This is a genomic window from Acinetobacter bereziniae (assembly GCF_016576965.1).
Taxonomy (GTDB): domain Bacteria; phylum Pseudomonadota; class Gammaproteobacteria; order Pseudomonadales; family Moraxellaceae; genus Acinetobacter; species Acinetobacter bereziniae.
The window spans coordinates 1,677,917-1,700,233 of the sequence record NZ_CP066119.1; the positions used below are offsets into that span (position 1 = coordinate 1,677,917).

A 22,317-nucleotide genomic window follows, 5' to 3' on the forward strand; every position below is an offset into this window, starting at 1 on the left:
AATATTTGTGAATTGAGAAAAGGAGTTTTACATGGGCATCCGTATTACTGGTACAGGTTTGTACCATCCTGAAGAAGTGATTACCAATGAAGAGTTGGTGGATTGTTTAAATGCTTATGTGGAACAATTTAACACTGAAAATGCTGAAAAAATTGAAGCTGGTGAAGTTGTTGCACGTCGTGGTTCAAGTGCAGATTTTATTGAAAAAGCATCAGGTGTGAAGCGCCGCTATGTGATTGAGAAATCAGGTGTATTGGACATTAACCGTTTAAGACCACGTCTTGAAGAGCGTTCTGATGAAGAGCTTTCTATTCAGGCAGAGTGGGGCGTAATCGCAGCAAAACAAGCGATGGAAAATGCTGGTGTTACAGCAGAAGATATTGATGTTGTGATTCTTGCTTGTTCAAATTTACAGCGTGCTTACCCTGCTGTTGCGATTGAAATTCAAACTGCACTTGGTATCCAAGGCTATGCTTATGATATGAATGTAGCATGTTCAGCGGCGACTTTCGGTTTAAAACAAGCTTATGATGCTGTGAAAACGGGTGCTCGCCGTGTGTTATTGGTCAATGTTGAAATTACCTCTGGGCATACGGATTACCGTTCACGTGACTGTCATTTTATTTTTGGTGATGTGGCTACAGCTTCGATTATCGAAGAAACTGAAACCAAAACAGGTTTTGAAATCGTAGATACCCATTTATTTACCCAGTTCTCGAATAATATTCGTAATAACTTTGGATTTTTAAATGGCTCTGAATTAACGTCTCGCGACGATAAACAATTTCGTCAGGATGGTCGTAAAGTTTTCAAAGAAGTTTGCCCATTGGTTGCAAAAATCATTTCTACGCAATTGGAAAAAAACAGTATTCAACCTGAAAACGTTAAACGTTTCTGGTTGCATCAAGCCAATGCCAATATGAATGAATTAATTCTAAAACTGATTGTTGGGCGTGAGGTTGCAGAAGCTGATCCAGAATTAGTACCCATTATTTTGGACGAGTTTGCCAATACCTCTTCTGCGGGTGTGATTATCGCATTGCATCGTACTGCTGATCAGGTCAATGATGGTGAGTATGGCGTACTTTGTTCATTTGGGGCTGGCTATTCTGTAGGTTCAATCCTTGTACAAAAGCATGTTGCTTAAATCAACCTAGTAAAAATAGCTGTTCACTCCGTCTTTAATAAAGGGGGAGTGATTGCCTGAAGTCTAAAGCAATTTATTGTTAATCAAGTTTCCATAAAAAGCTTCTAAATTGAATAATGGGCAGATTAAAAATGTTGAAAATCAGTTTGTAGAGATACAACATGACCGATAAAACTTTAAAAATACGACACAATGCTAAACTGATCCGATTGATCAGTAGTTTACAACGCTTTTATTTTCGTCCAACATTTTTAGGCACAGAAAACCTCGTACCCCATAAACCAGCCATGTATGTTGGGAATCACACTATTTATGGCGTACTTGATTCTCCGATTTTGATCGACTATTTATTTACTGAACATAAGATTGCTGTGGTGAGTCTAGCTGATCATATGCACTTTCATATCCCAGTTTGGAAAGAGGTGGTAAAGCGTGTTGGGGGCATTGATGGTGTTCAAGAATATGCTAAAGCAGCAATGCGTCAGGGCTATTCAATTCTGGTTTTTCCAGGCGGTGGGCGAGAGGTCATTAAACGCAAAGGTGAAGCTTATCAATTGATTTGGAAACAGCGTTTCGGTTTTTTAAAGTTGGCACAAGAGTTTGGCTATGAAATTGCACCTTTTGTGGCTTTAGGCGGAGATGAGGTTTTTGATTTAGCATTTGATGTCAATGTCTTACTTCAACAGAAATGGTTTAACAAAATATTGTCCAATCCCAAAATTGACCGTTTTCTTCGACATGGTGAAGTGATTCCTTCAATTCCAAAACATATTATCCCGAAACGCATTCCTTTTTATTTTAAATTTATGCCACGTTTAGCGATTGATCAGATTGAAACCATGGATGATATGATTCTATTTAGAGATCAATTACAACAGCTTATTTATACAGAAATCGAAGCATTAAAGTCGTATCGGGCACAAGATGCCGGCTTGAAAGATACAAACTCTAAATATTCAGGTTGAGTTTGCCCTATGTTTGAACTTCAAAATAATTTAGATGATATTTTTAAACACTTGAACCCTTGTCGGCAAATAATTCCAGAGGTCAGTTCTTTTCCTCAAGATCTAAACTATGTCGAATTTCTAAAAACATGTGCTGATACTGAAATCACAGCGGATATTCATCTGTTTGGATATGAAAAAGCACTCAAGGAAAATCAATACTTAGCACAAAATTTTCCAATACTTTCAAGACAAGTATGGATGATTGGAAGAACTGGACAAGGTGATGAATGGTTTATGGATCGGCAAAGTTTTGAGATACTCTTTTATGATCATGATTTAGGCTTTACGGATGCTTTAAATTTCCATTCACTTCAGTCAATGCAGATTAATTTTTTTCAATTTTTACAATTTGCTTTGTTGTTGCAAGAATGTGAAGAATATATCGATAGATCAATCACTGATAATGAATTTGCTCAATTTGAGCAAGCAGTTAAGCAAATAGATAGTGCACTTTTTTCAAACTATCCATTTAATTACCAATAAATAATACAAACATTCATCAAGGAAAAAAATATGTATACAGCTTCATGTTTATGTGGCGGCATTCAATTTAAAATCCGTAGTGAAATTGCCGAAATATTTGTTTGTCATTGTCAACAATGTCAGAAAGCACAAGGCTCTGCATTTGTTGCAATTACTCCAATTTACAGTAAGGACTTGGACATTGTTCAAGGCAAAGAATTATTGGGGGAGTATTATGCAACGACTAATAAAAAAAGAGTTTTCTGTAAACACTGTGCTTCGCCCTTATTCAGTGCGCGTTTAGATTTACCCGATGTGGTTCGATTACGTGTTGGAATCATTAATGAAGCTGTTAAGGCAAAAATTATGTCACATGCATTTACTGAGAATAAAGCAGCATGGTTTGAAATTTTGGATGATGCACCCCAATTTGCACAAGCTGTATGTTAAGTTCAGTTTGACATTTTATTAAAAAATAATGATCCACTGGATTTAATATCAATTTATTCTATTGAACGTTAAAATTTATTTTTTAAGCAAATGAATTCTATCTACTTATCGCTTATTTATCAGAGCACTATAAATGGTTGAGTAGTGATTAAAATGCATTGGTGTCTATATAGGGTTTCTGTATAATTTCAAAAAAATAAACTTTAAATGAATTGAGGATATAAATGACAAGAATAGTCGTTGCCGCGAAACAAGATCAAACTTTATTGCAAGATACTCAATCCAAATCGGTAATTTTAGATCGACCCTCAATTATTCAAATTGGGGTAACACAACAAGATGTTAAAACGCTAGAACAATCTGGTGATAAGCTCATTGTGACATTGAAAAATGGTGAACAGATTGTTTTAGAGGGTTTTTTCCAGACCCATACAACCACAGTGCACTCTTTGGCATTTCCGAAGGCGGATGGAACTTTTAGCCTTGCACAATTTGATGATACGGGCAAATTCACTCATTACACGGGGCTGCAAAAATTAGATTCACTATTATACGAAGGTGCAAATACTGTTCCTGCGCAACAACTGAGTGCTTATGAGTCAACTTCAGCATCATCTTCAGATTTTTCAATCTCTGAGCTTTTTTCCTCAAGCGCTGCTAAAGCTGGTTTAGGGGTCCTTTCGGCAATCGGATTAGGCTTGGCACTGATTGACAATGGAGATAATAAATCGAGTTCACCACCAGACATCACTGCGCCGAAAACACCAACTGCAACAATCAATGCAGAGGGTACGAAAATCAGTGGTACAGCCGAAGCGGGCGCCACAATTTATGTGGTAGACAAAAATGAAAAAGTCATTGTCACGGTCAAAGTGGATAAAGATGGTCAGTATTCAGTAACATTGCCTGAAGCATTGGTCAATAATAATAGTTATTACGTTAAAGCCAAAGATGATGCTGGAAATTCATCGGGCTATACGCAAGTCACTGGAACAAAGGACACCATTGCACCTGTAGAACCTCAGGCGCAATTAAATGATCAAGGAAACATTGTCACAGGTAAGTCTGAGGCCAATGCAATCATCAATGTTTATGATGCATCAGGTAAACTCATTGGAACAGCAAAAGCCAATACCGAAGGCGTGTTTTCAGTTGCAATTTCACCTGCTTTGACCGCAGGTCAAATAGGATCTGTTGAAGCGGTTGATGCAGCAGGGAATAAATCCGAACAGCACAAAATAGAATTGGGCAAAGATACGATTGCGCCAGATCAACCGAAATATGAACTCAATAAAGAGGGAACGAGCATACTCGGTACTGCAGAAGCCAATGCCAAAGTCATCATTCAAGATTCAACAGGTGTTGTAATTGCAACAGGTACAGTCAATGCACAGGGGAAATTCAATATAACAATTTCGCCTGCTTTGGGAACCAACCAATCAGGTAAAATTATCATTGAGGATGCAGCCGGAAATCAATCTAAAGCCATTGAAATTAAACCTGGGCAAGACCTCTTAGCCCCTGAAAAACCTGTAGCCAGTTTAAATGCTGAAGGCACTATCATTACAGGAACAGCAGAAGCGAATTCTAAAATTACCGTCTATGACAGTGCGAATAAACTGCTGGGTACGGCAACGACAGATGCCAATGGAAATTATACGGTCACGCTTTCAAGCGCTTTGACTGAGGCAAAATTAGGGAGTGTATATGCAACAGATGCAGCTGGAAATCAATCAGCAGTTACATCGGTAACAGGAACTAAAGATGTCACGCCACCAGCAAGCCCTAAAATTACAGATGTGGTAGATGATGTCGGTGAAAGCAAAGGTTCAATTGCAGCCAATGGCAACACCGATGATAAACGCCCAGTGATTTCGGGGACGGGTGAAGCAGGTGCAACATTGATTATTTATGACAATAACAAAGCTGTTGGAAAAGTTACGGTTGGCGCAGACAGTAAATGGTCATTCAGTTTCGATTATGATTTAAGTCTGGGAGCACATAGCATTACCAGCGTACAAACGGATAAGGCTGGAAATACCAGTTTGATGAGTGATGCGCGCTCATTTACGGTGGTTGAAGTGGGCGTGAAGGTAGCGCTGGCTGACGAATATTCAGTAATGGATCAAAACTCGGCAGATTCTCATGCTTCTTTAGCCAGTAATTCTTTATCCAGTAATATTGTCAATGCTGAGCTGAATCCTGATTCTTACGCAAATCGTGACTTTTTGCTCCAAAGCATGCCGCCACATACAGAAACGAATCGTGTTGATTTAACCAGTGAAAATATTGCAAAGCTTTTGCAAACAGCTGCTGAAACTGATGGTTCTATTCAAACTCATTTAGACACTGATCATAAGACCTCTGTAAATGATTTATTTTTGGATGCTTCTGTTTTAGAGCCTAAAGAGCAACAGATTGAGGATGTGATTGAAAGTGCAATGAAGCACAGTGCTACGACAAGTGAAAATATAATGAATTCAACCTCGGAAACTGTTGATCAATACATGAATAATTTACCAAGTACGACCATATTCTCTACAGATGCGATTGCTGAGTTATTAAATTCACAGCAAGTTTTGTTTTAATTGAAATATACACAACAAGCACCTACGGGTGCTTTTTTATTGAGATAGATTTAGTATAGAGTAAGGCACTAAGTTCATAATCAAAAAAATTCTAGGATTACAATTTTCATGTCAGATGTTGTGGAATACGATCAATTTCAAATTTCTCTCGATGCGACTTCAAGCTTAAATTTTACTTTTCAGCAAAACGCAATTCCTTTAATTCGTCATATTTCTTTAACTGGAAGTAAGCAGCTTTCTGAAAGTAAGCTTATTATTGAATCTCATCCTGCATTTTTTCAACCCACTGAGATTCGAATCGGTAAAAGTGATAAAGATCAAAACATCTATCTCAGTAATCCTAAACTTAATTTTGATCTCAATTTTTTACTTCATCTGAATGAAAATATAAAAGGTTATTTAAATTTAAAATGGTTGGATTCAGATGATCAGCTGTTAGCAGTGAAACAGCAAGATATTGAAGTGCTTACAGTTGATACATGGGGTGGAGAAAAACAGCCACTTGAACTTTTAGCCTGTTTCTCACAACCAAATGCAGCTTCTTTAGCACCTATTCTTAAACGTGCTAGCGAATACTTAGTGCAAAAGAATTTAGGCAGTCTAAATGGTTACTCGGATAAAAGCCCTGAACAAGTTTTAAATCAGCTGAATGCAATTTGGCAGGCATTAAATGAACAGAATTTACATTATATTGTGAATCCTGCAAGTTATATCCAACATGGGCAGCGTATTCGTTTTGCCAAACAAATTTTAGATGAAAAAATGGCATGTTGTTTGGATAGCACCATGTTGATGAGCTCTTTGATTGAGCAAATTGGGCTTGATCCCATCGTGATGATTGCCCAAGGTCACAGTTTTATCGGGGTATGGTTACATGAAACCCCTGTTGTTGATGTTTTAATTGATGATCTTCAAAACTTGCGTAAGTATATGGAGCTTGGTGCAATTACTTTTATTGAAACCACCTTATTAACATCACAAGCAAGTTTGAAACAAGCCATAACTTCAGCACAACAATATTTACATGATGCTGAAAAAATCGAACAGTTTTATGTTGCTGTGGATATTCGGCAAAGTCGTTTACGTGGTGTACGTCCTATTTCAACACAGCTGGATGTCGTGCAAAATTTAGATCAGGATGAGATGACATGGACAGCAGCTTCTTTACCTGAATATGCGGTTATGGATGCAAATGAAAATGTTGCAACGCGTGTTCAGCGATGGTTAAGACGTTTACTGGATTTAAGTTTAAGAAATAAGTTATTAAATTTTAAAGATAACCGTTTAAGTATTCCCTTACAGTGTTCTGAGAAAACTTTAGCTTCTTTAGAAGATGCTTTGGCTGAGAATAAAGGGTTTTTCTTTCAAAGTGTGGATTATATTTCTCTTAAAGAAGTCACTCGTGAAAATGAAGCCCAACACGTCCAAAACTATATTGATGAAAACCTACATCGCCAATTGCTATTTAGTGGCTTAGACAGCGACACCTTAAATAAGCGTTTGGTGGAAGTATATCGCGCCTCACGCACAGCTTTGGAAGAAGGTGGGGCAAATACTTTATTCTTGGCAGTTGGTTTTCTAGAGTGGAAAGAGTCAGAGAAAGCTCAGAAAACGTTTAAAGCACCACTTTTGTTAATTCCTGTACGGATGACACGAGAGTCGGCAAAGTCTGGTTATCGTTTATGGATGTATGATGATGAGCCGCGTTTTAATTCAACCCTGTTGCAATTGTTAAGACAGGACTTTGAAATTGAAATCAGTGGATTGGACCCGCTACCGACAGATGGATCAGGGGTAGATGTTAATGCCGTCTTGCAAATTGTTCGCCGAGCTGTGGTCAATATGCGAGGCTGGGAGGTGACTACTGAAGCCGCGATTGGTCAGTTTTCATTTTCAAAATACTTAATGTGGCGAGATCTTTCTTTACGTATACAGCAGTTAAAAGAACAAGCTGTGGTTCATCATTTGATTGAAACGCCACGCGAGCCATTTAAAAAACAAGATGCTTTTCCACATCCCGCTGAACTTGATCAAAAATATCAACCCAAGCAGCTATTTACACCATTGTCATCGGATTCTTCACAGCTTGCAGCCGTAATGTCTGCGGCTTTAGGGCGAACATTTGTACTTTCTGGGCCGCCAGGAACAGGAAAGTCACAAACCATTACCAATATGGTAGCGCAATGCTTGGCAGATGGTAAATCCGTACTATTTGTCTCTGAAAAGATGGCAGCATTGGATGTGGTGTATCGACGACTGAATCAAATTGGATTAGGACATCTGTGTTTACAGCTTCATTCTGCCAAAGCACAAAAAATAGAAGTGCTTGATCAGCTTCGTGAACGTGCAGAAAATAACAATAATCCTTACGCAATCACCCAAAAAGAAACCCAACAAGAGTGGCAAGTACTTTCACAGCATTTGGTCGAAAGCCGTGATGTGCTCAATCAGCATGTGCAGATTTTGCATCAACAACATTCAATAGGATGGAGTTTATTTGATGCCATGAGTGAAGAGTTGTTACATAGAGAGATCGAAACATTGCGTTTTGATCTCAATATTCAACAATTGACCCATCAAGCACGTTCACACTTAAAAGATTTGGCTGTCAAAGCATGGTTGCAGTATCAGCAAATTTCGAGCAACGCACGAGATACTCTGAATGGATTTGCTGAAGGGAGTTCTCCGAATTTCTGGAATCTGTTGTGGCAAGATCAGTATCAGCACAACCAACAACGTATAGCAGAATTAATTCCTCAAATACATCGTTCGTTACATGTTTGGCAAGATGCTTGCCAATTCAAACAAGCAGAAAATTTACAGCAGCTTCAAGCTGATCTAGAGATCTACCAAAAAATATTTGCATTCAGTCAACAATATGATTTGAAACTGCTGAAAATTATTGATGGTTTAGACATACGTCAAATTTCTGAAGCCAAAGCGGTAACAACAGAAATCGTACAAAGCCAGACACGTTTAATTTTTAAATATGATTTATCGATTTACCAAGCTGAATTAAAACAGATAGATTTTAAATGGCGAGAAGCTTCTGCTAAGTTTTGGCCATGGTCTTGGTTTGGTAAGTATCAGTTAAGAAACTTGATGCGTAGTTATCACACTGATAAACAGCGCCCTTCTGCTATGGTGGTAGAAAATGATTTGCCACTGTTGATCAATATTCAAAATCATCAGCAACAGTTTAAAGCGCTTGAAAATAGTTTAGGCGCAAAACTGCAGACATATTGGCAAGGTGAAAAAACAGATTGGGCACAGTTTGAAAATATGGCACAGGCTTGGACACAATTCAAAAACCAACTTGCAGATCGTATTTCAAGCCCAGTGGTATTATTACAAGCATTGGATTTCGCAAGTCAACAGAAGCACTTTGAAGCTGAACAACATATTGAAGAATTACAGCAATGCTATGCACTGTTATTGCCAGATCAGCAAATTCAGACAGAAAATTTAACCGCATATCCTCAAATTTTATTTACAGAATTACTGTTACGTCAACAAAACTTGCAACATATGATCAATGAATGGCGTCATTGGTTAAATTGGCAAGGTTTAAAAACACAACTTCAACAACAAGGTTTGGCTCGTTTTAGCGCATACTTAGAACAACATTGCTTAGCTCAAACCTCTTCGTCTTTTGATGCAAAATTAGTCCAAGATCATGTGGCGTTATTGGTGGATATCAATCTTGCACGTCAATGGATTGTTCAACAGTTTAGTAAACATCCTGAACTCAACCAATTTAATGGTGAATTACATCAACAAAAAATTCTTAAATTTTCACAACAGGATCGTGAACATCAACAATTTGCCAGTGAGGAAATTACCCGACGTTGGCATAAAATTTTTGAGAACCCTGATGAGTTTAAAAAGCAATGGGCATTACTCAACAAAGAGTTGGGCAAAAAGCGTCGACATATTCCAGTACGAGAACTCATCAAACAGATTCCAGATGTGATTACTGGACTCAAGCCATGTATGTTAATGAGTCCATTGTCGGTTGCCCAATATCTTGATCCTGAGTCTAAATTTGATGTGGTGATTTTTGATGAAGCTTCGCAAATCCCTGTTTGGGATGCCATTGGTGCACTTGCACGAGGAGAACAATCGATTGTTGTTGGTGACAATAAACAAATGCCGCCCACCAGTTTCTTTGGAAAAGGAGATACCGAAGAAGTCGATGAAGACGTTACCGAAGATTTGGAAAGTATTTTAGATGAGTGTTTAGCTGCACAATTACCAGAACTGGTATTGAATTGGCATTATCGTAGTCGATATGAAAGCCTAATTCAGTTTAGTAATCAAAAATATTATAAAGGTGAGTTGCTGACATTTCCTGCACCTGTTGCAAAAGATAAGGCAATTCAATTGCACGCTGTTGAAGGTGTATATGACAAGGGTGATACACGAACCAACAAAGCTGAGGCTCAGGCAATCGTACAGTTTATTCTACAACATTTAACGAAGCAACTGACTGCAGAGATTAAACAAACGCTTGGTGTGGTGACATTCAATATTACTCAACAAAAACTAATTGAAGATTTGCTTGATAACGAATTGGCGCAACGTCCTGAATTAGAGCAACTTAGCCGAGATGGCTTTGAGCCATTATTTGTGAAAAATTTGGAAAATGTTCAAGGTGATGAACGAGATATTATTATCTTCTCCATCACTTATGCGCCCGATCAACTGGGTAAATTACTGATGAATTTTGGTGCATTGAATCGTCAAGGCGGACAACGCCGTTTAAATGTTGCGATTACACGTGCACGTCAAGGACTACATGTTTTCTCAACACTGCGTCCAGACCAGATTGATTTGTCTCGAACCAATAGTGAGGGGGTGCGAGATTTAAAAGATTTCTTGAGTTTTGCACAAACTGGGCAAATGGCGTATTACTCGCAAACACTTGAAAAAGAAAAGGCTAAAGATGAACTCATGCTGTATTTAAAAGCTCAATTAGAGCATTTAGGTTGGAAAGTTGACTTGGCAGTAGGCAGCGGAGATAGCCGTATAGATATTGCTATCCAAAACCCTTATGTTGCTGGTCAGTATTTAACAGGTATTTTGGTAGACGGGGATGATTATGCCAAAGCTGCAACTGCACGAGATCGAGATCAATTACGTCCTTCTGTATTAATCGGGCTCGGTTGGACTGTGATTCAATTGTGGACAGTGGAATGGTGGCTTGATCCAAAAGCAAATCTAGAAAAATTACACAATCAATTAATTGAATGTGTCAATTTAACTCAGCAAACTTCATAGAATAAATATTTTTATTGTGATTTTTATAAAAACGAGACTTAATTTATGTATTGTGATTTTACAGTAAATTAAGTCTTATTTTGTGTAAATTTATTTAAATAAACTATGTAGTTTTTATTAAAAAATCTTTAAAAATCACTGATTTCAGGTATATCTAGTTATGTAAAGTTATGTTTAGATGGTTAATATTTAATCTATTACATTTGGGCATATCATGAATAAAATTTACAAAGTCATCTGGAATGCACAACTTGGATGTTGGCAAGCCGTTTCAGAACTTGCCAAGAATCATCGTCCTTCACAAAGTACAGTCACTGATCAAAATAAGACAATGGGGATTGTTGAAAAAGTATCCGCTTTGATTTTATTTGGATTAGCACTGTTGCCTTTATCTGTACAGGCTGCGATTTCAAATATCGAGTTACCGACAGGCGCTCAAATTAATTCTGGTTCGGCAACGATTTCTCAAAATGGGCATACCCTGAATATTAATCAAAGTAGTCAAACACTGAGCACCAATTGGAACAGCTTTAACATTGGTCAAAATGCGACAGTCAATTTTAACCAAAATAATGCATCTTCAGTCGCAATTAACCATGTATTAGACAGTAATGCTTCGCAAATCATGGGGCGTTTAAATGCCAATGGTCAGGTGTTTCTACTCAATCCTAATGGTGTGGTTTTCTCTAAAACCGCTCAAGTGAATGTTGGGGGATTGGTTGCTTCAACGTTAGCACTCACGGACCATGATATTCAAAATGGTCAATTCACTTTAAAAGGTGATGCCAATAGTCATGCAAGTATAGAAAATTATGGCGCTATTCAAACTTCACAAGGTGGAACAGTCGCACTGATTGCGCCGAATGTTAAAAATACAGGTTCTATTACCACACCGAATGGGACTACGCACTTAACATCCGCTAGTCAAGTCACGCTTGCTTTACAAGATGGTTCACTGACCCAGTACCAAGTGGATCAAGGAGTACTTAAAGGTTTGGTGGACAATGGAGGAGCAATTTTTGCTGATAATGGCGCAGTCTATTTAACTGCAAAAGCCAAAGACAGTTTAAGTAAAGCCGTTGTGAATCATTCAGGCATTATCGAAGCCAACCGATTAAGTCAAAATGCCAAAGGCGAAATTATTCTACTGGGTGATATGCAAACTGGCACAACCACTGTGAGCGGTGTACTGAAAGCTGAAGGAAAAAATGGTCAGGATGGTGGATTTATTGAAACCTCGGCAGCTGATGTTAAGATCGATCAAACTACGGCTGTGTCCACTCGATCAGACAGTGGAAAAACAGGAAATTGGTTAATCGACCCTACAGATTTCAGTATTAATTCGGGTAATGCATCAGCAAGTAGTAGTGGCATTGGTGCAACCACTTTAGCAAGCAGTCTTGCAACCAGTAATGTCATATTACTAACCAGCACTACGGGTAATCAAAAGGGTGATATCAATGTTAATGCTGATGTGACTTGGGGGAGTGCGACTAGCCTGACTTTAAATGCACAAAATAACATTAATATTAATGCCAACATTACAGCGACCAATAATAGTGGCAAACTTAATTTGATTTATGGGCAAAATACAGCCAATACCAGCGCAAATTATTATATTAATAATGGCGCAAAAATAAACTTAAAGGCAGGGCAGAACTTTAGTACCCAAAAAGGAACGGCAGCCACGATTAACTATCAAGTCATTACGGCTTTGGGCGCACAAGGTTCAACTACAAGTCAAGATTTACAAGGCATTAACGGTAACCTAAGTGGTAATTATGTGTTGGGTGCAGACATAGATGCCAGCAGTTCGGAGCTATGGAATGGTTATACAGGTTTCGACCCAATTGGCTTTTATAATGCAAATTTAAGCCCAATGGATCTATCACAACAGTCTTTTCGGGGACGTTTTGATGGATTAGGTCATGCGATTGATGGGCTCAGTATTGAATCTATGTATCAGGGGATCGGCTTGTTTGCGATTACGCATCAGGATGCACTGATACAAAATGTTGGGCTGACTAATATTGGTATTTCGGGTTATGGAAAAACTGGTGGTTTGGTTGGGCTTAATCTGGGCACAATTAATAATGCCTATGTCAATACAGGGCTGGTCACAGGAAATACTGAACAGTATGGTGGATTGGTTGGCTGGAATTTTAATTATGGCAATATTTTAAACTCATATGCCAATGTGACTGTAAAAGGGAAATATTCAAATAATAACTATATTGGCGGTCTGGTTGGTTATAGCGATGGGCTAATCAGTTCTTCTTTTGCAACAGGTCCAGTGACAGGAAATAATTATGTTGGTGGATTAGTTGGAGGAACTTCGGGACCAGTCAATAATTCTTATGCCACAGGCACAGTGATTGGAAATCAATATGTTGGTGGATTAGTTGGTTTTAATGGAGGAAATGTTGATAAGACTTATTCTTCAGGTAATGTCATTGGAAATCAGTATGTTGGTGGTCTTGTTGGTGGCGGTAATGGTATAACCACAAATAGTTTCTGGAACACCAGTACTTCTGGAAGAACAAGCAGTGCTGGTGGTGTAGGAAAAACCACAGCAGAACTTCAACAAATTTCAACTTTTGCAGATTGGGATATTGATGATGCCGGAGGCACTGGTAAAATTTGGCGTATTTATGAAGGTAGATCTGCTCCCTTACTACGTCATTTCCTAAAACCTTTGGTCACAGAAGTCGTCGCTAATTTTGCTAACAAAACTTATGATGGGGTGATTGCTTCAGGAACGCTAGTTTCAGGACTAAATTATAAAACAACCGGTAAAAATGCAGGTGTTTATAGTTTAAATGATGGTTCAATCTTGATCAGTGGCGTTCCTACAGGGGCAAATACAACACAATTTGGTAATGATGTTATATATAAAGACAATGGTGGATCAGGAACACTGACAATAACAACAAAGAGTTTAAATGTCGGTGGTTTAAGTGCAGTAAACAAAGTTTATAACGCATCAAAATCTGCGTCATTAACAGGAAATGCAAGTATTGTAGGTGGAATATCGGGTGATTCTATTTCGTTGTCTGGAACTGGAATTGGATTATTTTCTGACAAAAATGTCGGTAATGATAAAAATGTCACTGTTTCAGGTTTTACGTTGTCGGGAACAGATGCTTTAAATTACACATTGCTACAGCCGACAAATCTTAAAGCTAATATAACGCCTGCAGTTTTAACCATTAATGGAATAAGTATTGCAGATAAAACCTATGATGGTTTGTCTAATGCAACCATAAATGGCACTGCTTCAATCAATCCAATTGCAGGAGATTTTGTTGGATTGAGTGGTAATGGTATAGGAACATTTACAGATAAGAATGCAGGAATTAGGTCTGTGATCGTAACAGGCTATAACTTAACAGGTCTGGATGCTGGAAATTATATTTTTATTCAGCCTATAGGTTTAAGTGCCACAATTCACAAAGCGCAAGCCATTGTAAAGGCAAATAGTTTAAATACGACCTATAATGGACAAAACCAAACTGCATCAGGCTTTACTGCAACAGGTTTGGTCAATGGTGAAGATAGCTCAGTATTGACAGGTGTCACAGCATCCGTAACCGCTAAAGATGCAGGCAGTTATTCGAATAAAGTCAGTGGCATCGATAAAAACTATGATCTGACTTTTATTGATGGATCATTGAATATCGCCAAAGCCAAAGCGACTGTAACGGCGAATAGCGTATCAACTGTTTATAATGGCAAAAACCAAACAGCTGCTGGCTTTAGTGCTACTGGTTTGGTGAATGGTGAAGATAGTTCGGTATTGTCAGGTGTGACAGCATCCGTAACGGCTAAAGACGCAGGCAGTTATACGAACAAAGCCAATGGTGTTGATAAAAACTATGATCTGACTTTTATTGATGGATCATTGAATATCGCCAAAGCTAAAGCGACTGTAACGGCGAATAGTTTAAATACGACCTATAACGGCAAAAACCAAACAGCATCAGGCTTTAGTGCAACAGGTTTGGTCAATGGTGAAGATAGTTCGGTATTGACAGGTGTGACAGCATCTGTAACGGCTAAAGACGCAGGCAGTTATACGAATAAAGCCAATGGTGTCGATAAAAACTACGATCTAACCTTTGTCGATGGGGCTTTAGATATTGCCAAAGCCAAAGCAACAATCACTGCAAATAGTCTAAACACTGTGTATAACGGACAAAACCAAACAGCTACTGGCTTTAGCGCAATAGGTTTGGTCAATGGCGAAGATAGTTCGGTATTGACAGGTGTAACAGCATCCGTAACGGCTAAAGACGCAGGCAGTTACACGAATAAAGCCAATGGCGTTGATAAAAACTATGATCTGACCTTTGTCGATGGTGCATTGGATATTGCCAAAGCCAAAGCGACTGTAATGGCGAATAGTTTAAATACGACCTATAACGGTCAAAACCAAACAGCATCAGGCTTTAGCGCTACTGGTTTGGTCAATGGCGAAACCGAATCTGTACTTTCTGGTGTGACAGCATCCGTAACGGCTAAAGATGCAGGTAGTTATACGAATAAAGCCAATGGCGTTGATAAAAACTACGATCTGACCTTTGTGGATGGCGCTTTGGATATTGCCAAAGCCAAAGCGACGGTGACAGCGAATAGCGTATCAACTGTTTATAACGGACAAAATCAAACTGCATCAGGCTTTAGTGCAACAGGTCTGGTCAATGGCGAAGATAGTTCGGTATTGACAGGTGTCACAGCATCTGTAACGGCTAAAGACGCAGGCAGTTATACGAACAAAGCCAATGGCGTTGATAAAAACTATGATCTGACCTTTGTCGATGGGGCTTTGGATATTGCCAAAGCCAAAGCGACTGTAACGGCAAATAGCGTATCAACTGTTTATAATGGACAAAATCAAACAGCTGTTGGCTTTACTGCGACAGGCTTAGTTAATGACGAAACTGAATCTGTACTTTCTGGTGTCACAGCATCCGTAACCGCTAAAGATGCAGGCAGTTATACGAACAAAGCCAATGGTGTTGATAAAAACTACGATCTGAGCTTTGTTGATGGTGCATTGGATATTGCCAAAGCCAAAGCGACTGTAACGGCGAATAGCGTATCAACTGTTTATAATGGACAAAATCAAACAGCTGCTGGCTTTAGTGCAATAGGCTTAGTTAATGGTGAAACTGAATCAGTCTTATCAGGTGTAACAGCCTCTGTAACGGCTAAAGATGCAGGTAGTTATACGAATAAAGCCAATGGCGTTGATAAAAACTATGATCTGACCTTTGTCGATGGGGCTTTGGATATTGCCAAAGCCAAAGCGACTGTAACGGCAAATAGCTTATCAACTGTTTATAATGGACAAAATCAAACAGCTGTTGGCTTTACTGCGACAGGCTTAGTTAATGACGAAACTGAATCTGTACTTTCTGGTGTCACAGCATCCGTAACCGCTAAAGATGCAGGCAGTTATACGAACAAAGCCAATGGTGTTGATAAAAACTACGATCTGAGCTTTGTTGATGGTGCATTGGATATTGCCAAAGCCAAAGCGACTGTAACGGCGAATAGCGTATCAACTGTTTATAATGGACAAAATCAAACAGCTACTGGCTTTAGTGCAACAGGTTTGGTCAATGGCGAAGATAGTTCGGTATTGACTGGTGTGACAGCATCCATAACCGCTAAAGATGCAGGTAGTTATACGAACAAAGCCAATGGTGTTGATAAAAATTACGATCTGAGCTTTGTCGATGGGGCTTTAGATATTGCCAAAGCCAAAGCGACTGTAATGGCGAATAGTTTAAATACGACCTATAACGGTCAAAACCAAACAGCATCAGGCTTTAGCGCTACTGGTTTGGTCAATGGCGAAACCGAATCTGTACTTTCTGGTGTGACAGCATCCGTAACGGCTAAAGATGCAGGTAGTTATACGAATAAAGCCAATGGCGTTGATAAAAACTATGATCTGACCTTTGTCGATGGTGCATTAGATATAGCCAAAGCTAAAGCGACTGTAACGGCGAATAGTTTAAATACGATTTATAACGGTAAAGACCAAACAGCTGCTGGCTTTAGTGCAATAGGTTTGGTCAATGGTGAAACCGAATCTGTACTTTCTGGTGTGACGGCATCTGTAACGGCTAAAGACGCAGGCAGTTATACGAACAAAGCCAATGGCGTCGATAAAAACTACGATCTAACCTTTGTCGATGGGGCTTTAGATATTGCCAAAGCCAAAGCGACTGTAATGGCGAATAGTTTAAATACGACCTATAACGGTCAAAACCAAACAGCATCAGGCTTTAGCGCTACTGGTTTGGTTAATGGCGAAACCGAATCTGTACTTTCTGGTGTGACAGCATCCGTAACGGCTAAAGATGCAGGCAGTTATACGAATAAAGCCAATGGCGTTGATAAAAACTACGATCTGACCTTTGTCGATGGCGCTTTGGATATTGCCAAAGCCAAAGCGACGGTGACAGCGAATAGCGTATCAACTGTTTATAACGGACAAAATCAAACTGCATCAGGTTTTAGTGCTACTGGTTTGGTGAATGGCGAAGATAGTTCTGTATTGACAGGTGTCACAGCCTCTGTAACGGCTAAAGACGCAGGCAGTTATACAAACAAAGCCAATGGTGTTGATAAAAACTACGATCTGACCTTTGTTGATGGAGCATTGGATATTGCCAAAGCCAAAGCGACTGTAACGGCGAATAGCGTATCAACTGTTTATAACGGACAAAATCAAACAGCGTCAGGCTTTAGTGCAACAGGTTTGGTCAATGGTGAAACCGAATCTGTACTTTCTGGTGTGACGGCATCTGTAACGGCTAAAGATGCAGGTAGTTATACGAATAAAGCCAATGGCGTTGATAAAAACTACGATTTGACCTTTGTCGATGGGGCTTTAGATATTGCCAAAGCCAAAGCGACGGTGACAGCGAATAGTTTAAATACGACCTATAACGGTAAAAACCAAACAGCATCAGGCTTTAGTGCAACAGGTTTGGTCAATGGTGAAACCGAATCTGTACTTTCTGGTGTCACAGCATCCATAACCGCTAAAGACGCAGGCAGTTATACGAACAAAGCCAATGGTGTTGATAAAAACTACGATCTGAGCTTTGTTGATGGTGCATTGGATATTGCTAAAGCCAAAATTAACCAAGTCACAGGAATCACAGCAAATAATCGTGTTTATGATGCCAGTACACAAGCAACGTTGAATACAGCAGCAGCACAATTTACAGGTCAGATCGCAGGTGATGAACTGAAAGTCGTATCAGCAACAGGACAATTCAGTGATAAAAATGTGGGTAATGCCAAACAAGTAAGCATTCAAGGAATTAGCCTAAGTGGTGCAGATGCACATAACTACGAGTTAGTGAATAACACTGCACAAACTACAGCTGATATTAGTCAAGCTAAGATTCAATATATTACAGGCATTCGCGCAAATAATCGCACCTATAATGGATTAACAATTGCTGATTTAGATCTTAGTCATGCCGAGTTCAGTGGCATCTATGCAGGGGATAATCTGAATGTAGCAACAGCAACAGGTCAATTTGACAATGCGACCACAGGGCAAAGCAAAAATGTATTGATTACAGGTTTAAGTCTTGGTGGTTTAGATGCCCAAAATTACACATTGTTAGATACGACCGCGAAAACTACAGCAGATATCTATATGTTGACACCGACGGCTTACTTACAGGCCATTCAATTCAAACGACCGCACTATTTGCCTGAAACACAAAATGCATTAAATACCGTCAATCTTGACGTACGCCAAGGTGGTGTGAACACCACAGGCATTCAAATCTTGGCAGGGGAGCACTAAACAATGAAATCACAACAACATATATTGGCAGCATCTGTAAGTGCTTGTTTCATGCTCTTCAGCAACACAAACCATGCAGCACCTGCCCCGAATGCTGGGCAACTGTTACAACAACAGCAACAAAGGCAAATTCTTGAGCCACAACCTGCAGTACAGATTGAAAATACCGCAAACCCAATAGCTCCTACGGCAATAGATGTACAAATTCCTGTACGAAAAATTGAAATAATCGGGAATAGTCGTTTTAGCACCCAACAACTTCATCAACTGGTTGTTGATGCCGAAGGTCAGCAACTGACACTAAATCAACTTTGGCAGGTTGCACAAAAGATTAGCACTTACTATCAACAACATGGTTATGGCTATAGTCGTGCTTATCTTCCACAACAAAACTTAAGTCAAGGTATCGTACGAATCAATGTACTTGAAGCGTATTACGATAAAACTCAGATTGACAATCAAAGCCGAACTCAAAACTGGCTTATAGAGCAAACAGTCGCATCCTTGAAACAAGGCGAGCGAATCAACAGCGATCAAATGCAGCAACAGCTTAAATTGCTCAATCGATTAAAAGGAGTGAACACCCGCAATGTCCTAAGTCCAGGAACTACAGTGGGCAGTAGCCAACTCAATGTAGAAGTACAAAATGCATCCCTAATCAATGGTTATATCGGTGCAGATAACTTTGGCAATAAATACACCAGTCGAGTACGAGGTACCGCCGGCGTCTCCGTCAATAATTTAGCAGGTTTAGGGGATGAACTGAGCTTAGATCTGATGACTGCTGGAAAACGGATGAACTACGGACGTATCGGATACGCCTTTACCTTTACAGGAATGGGGACACGTGCAGGCGCAAGCTACTCCTATCTTGATTACGAACTGGGTAAAGATTTAAAAAGTATTGGGGCAGAAGGAAGTGCAGCACAAAGCAGTGTATTTATCAGCCAACCTGCTTTACTGACCAATACAGCAGAAGTATTACTGAGCTTACAATATGACCATAAACAACTGAAAGATGATATTCAACTGAACCAATACGATAAACATCGCAATATTGATGTGGTGACTGCTCGATTGGATGGCTCTCAGTTTGATCAATTCATGGGGGGAGGCTTAACCCAATATGGTGCTTCAACGAGTTATGGTCGTGTGAAATTTAAAAATGATGATGCTGCTGCCTTAGATAACCAGACAGCAAAAACAGCAGGAGGTTACTACACTGCAACTCTCAATCTTTCACGTCTACAAAATCTGGGTGGTAAGGGTACACAAGGTTATTTGGGGATTTATGGTCAATATAGCCCTTATAATCTAGATAGTGCAGAACAATATTTAGGAGGCGGTCCATTTAATGTTCGCGGTTATGAATCCAGCCAATTCGCAGGGTCTACTGGATATTTAGCCACAGCAGAACTGCGACAAAGCTTATTTGCAAATGCCAAACATCAGCTTACTGGTAAAGTTTTTGTGGATACAGCAGAAGTAACCTTAAATGCGCAACGTTGGGCAGGAGTCACAGGCGACAATCAAGTACAAATCAGCAGTGCTGGATTAGGCTTAAACTGGAACAGTTTATGGAATATCCAAGCCAATGCCGAAGTTGCATTTCCAATAGGGAGCACACCTGAACAACTCAAGAATCGAGATAATCAACAATATTGGTTGAGTTTAAGAAAGACCTTTTAATTTGATTGGATAAATAAGGAGGCAAAAGCCTCCTTTGCCGATAAAGCTTGAATATCACACGATACATATAAAGTTTAAATCGCTTTTCATAGACGATGTCTCACTCTGGCATTGCAAACAAAGCAATGCTTTGTTTCTTGCTCATGTACCTCTGTAGCCCCTCATTGGACGGCATCCATGTTGCCACGCGATAGCAATGACATGTAAAAATCAGAATCTTCATTTAGACATAGATATTTTTATCATAATTATTTGTATAGGCTTGTATATACAAACAAGGTTGTGACCATATACAATGATTTAATATATTTTGTATGAGTTTTAGTCAATGTCAAGAGTGTCAAAGCACAAGGATTTAGACTTATCACTAGAAGAAGATAGTCCTGTTCCATTGTATTTGCGTGTGAAACAAATGATTTCACAAAAAATTTATGAAGGAACATGGACAGTCAATAAAAAAATTCCTTCTGAAAGTGAATTGGTCAATTTACTCGGTTGTAGCCGTATGACTGTGAACCGTGCCTTGCGTGAACTCACCAGCGAAGGTTTATTGGTACGTATACAAGGTGTTGGATCTTTTGTTGCTGAAGGTCAGGGGCGTACTGCTTTATTTCATGTCAATAATATCGCCGAAGAAATTATTGCAAGAAATCATAAACACCATGCGGAGGTCTTGGTGCTCGAACAGATACAAGCCAATACAGAGCAAAGTCGTTTGATGCAAATTCGTGAGGGACAAAAGTTATTCCACTCTATCATCGTACATTATGAAAATGACATCCCTGTGCAAATTGAAGATCGTTTGGTTGATCCTATTCTGATTCCTGATTATCTTGCACAAGACTTCAAAGCGATTACCCCGAATGCGTATTTAATGTCAAAAGCACCTGTTACAGAAGGTGAGCATGTGGTAACTGCGATTTTGGCATCTGCACAAGAATGTAAGTGGTTGAAAATTAATAAAACAGAACCATGTTTACTGATTCGTCGTAGAACATGGTCAAATAAACAGTTGATTTCAAGTGCCCGTTTAATCTATCCGGGAAGTCGTTATTATCTTGAGGGTAAATTTACTCAATGATTGAGCTGTTAGAAATACCGCACTATAAAAAAATGCGCTGGAAAAACGGTGAAGGTTATACGCTAGAAATTGCCCGTAGTGTAGGAGAAAGCTTGGATGAGTTTGAGTGGCGCATTTCGATGGCAGATGTCAAAAGTGCTGGAGAATTTTCTAAATTCAATGGAATGCAGCGTTTTTTAACAGTATTGGAAGGTCAAGGAATTTCGCTGAATATTGATAGTGAACTCAAATATTTGCATACGCTTCAAAGTGTTTCGTTTAGTGGTGAAAGTGAGGTGTATTGTGAGTTATTTGCAGGTCAAATTCGAGATTTTAATTTGATCTACGATCCCAAAAAAATATCGGCACAATATCAATGGATTTTTACTCAAGAACGATTGGAAATTCCCATTTTTTCAGATTTTATATTTGTTTTTAATCAGTCAATCAAACCATTAGAAGTCACGATTGATGAAAAGATTTTTTATTTACAGCATCAGAATTGTCTAAAAATACAAAATGAAAATTTAGCAAAAATAATGATTTTGAATCCACAGTTTTCGCCTCAAACTTGTCTAATACAACTCACAAAAATTTAAATTTTATTGATGTTGTTTTAACGCATTCAACTTGAAGTTGTATGCGTTTTTATTTTTATTAAAAAATAATTTTTAATAAATTCAGTCAATTAAATCTTTTTTGCAAAATATTTTAAAAATCATCTTTTCAAGTTTAGAGATTTGTGTAGTATATAGATGTATATACAAGTTGATACATTGCTATACAGTGAAAGT

At 38.9% G+C, this 22,317-nt stretch carries 10 protein-coding genes; all 10 read left to right on the plus strand.

Features of this window, described 5'->3' with window-relative positions; all coding sequences use genetic code 11:
- Positions 1 to 31 precede the first annotated feature (31 nt).
- The 10 genes from I9192_RS07890 (at position 32) to I9192_RS07935 (ending at position 22,122) form a co-directional block, all read left to right on the plus strand.
- Positions 32 to 1,147 (plus strand): beta-ketoacyl-ACP synthase III, encoded by a 1,116-nt coding sequence (locus I9192_RS07890; protein WP_004831494.1) that lies wholly within the window; start codon positions 32 to 34, stop codon positions 1,145 to 1,147.
- A gap of 161 nt (positions 1,148 to 1,308) precedes the next feature.
- Positions 1,309 to 2,112, plus strand: a complete 804-nt coding sequence (locus I9192_RS07895) for a lysophospholipid acyltransferase family protein (RefSeq protein WP_005030024.1) — start codon at positions 1,309 to 1,311, stop codon at positions 2,110 to 2,112.
- A gap of 9 nt (positions 2,113 to 2,121) precedes the next feature.
- Positions 2,122 to 2,637 carry a hypothetical protein gene (locus I9192_RS07900; RefSeq protein WP_005030021.1) on the plus strand — a complete coding sequence of 172 codons (516 nt, stop codon included), beginning with the start codon at positions 2,122 to 2,124 and terminating at the stop codon, positions 2,635 to 2,637.
- A 30-nt stretch (positions 2,638 to 2,667) separates the two neighbouring features.
- Entirely contained in the window at positions 2,668 to 3,066 is a 399-nt protein-coding gene (locus tag I9192_RS07905) for a GFA family protein (protein WP_005030019.1), read from the plus strand.
- A 224-nt stretch (positions 3,067 to 3,290) separates the two neighbouring features.
- Complete coding sequence (blp2, locus tag I9192_RS07910; RefSeq protein WP_005030017.1) at positions 3,291 to 5,654, plus strand: Ig-like repeat protein Blp2; 2,364 nt, start codon at positions 3,291 to 3,293, stop codon at positions 5,652 to 5,654.
- Between the two features lie 108 nt (positions 5,655 to 5,762).
- Complete coding sequence (locus tag I9192_RS07915) at positions 5,763 to 10,934, plus strand: DUF4011 domain-containing protein (protein WP_171499363.1); 5,172 nt, start codon at positions 5,763 to 5,765, stop codon at positions 10,932 to 10,934.
- A 214-nt stretch (positions 10,935 to 11,148) separates the two neighbouring features.
- Positions 11,149 to 18,774, plus strand: coding sequence for an MBG domain-containing protein (locus I9192_RS07920; protein WP_180644345.1), 7,626 nt, complete (start codon positions 11,149 to 11,151; stop codon positions 18,772 to 18,774).
- 3 nt (positions 18,775 to 18,777) lie between these two features.
- Entirely contained in the window at positions 18,778 to 20,463 is a 1,686-nt protein-coding gene (locus tag I9192_RS07925; RefSeq protein ID WP_200150313.1) for a ShlB/FhaC/HecB family hemolysin secretion/activation protein, read from the plus strand.
- Between the two features lie 328 nt (positions 20,464 to 20,791).
- On the plus strand, positions 20,792 to 21,544 hold the full coding sequence (gene hutC, locus I9192_RS07930) for a histidine utilization repressor (RefSeq protein WP_005030007.1): 753 nt from the start codon (positions 20,792 to 20,794) through the stop codon (positions 21,542 to 21,544).
- Entirely contained in the window at positions 21,541 to 22,122 is a 582-nt protein-coding gene (locus I9192_RS07935; protein ID WP_005030005.1) for a HutD/Ves family protein, read from the plus strand. Before hutC ends, I9192_RS07935 begins: the two co-directional genes overlap by 4 nt.
- Positions 22,123 to 22,317 lie beyond the last annotated feature (195 nt).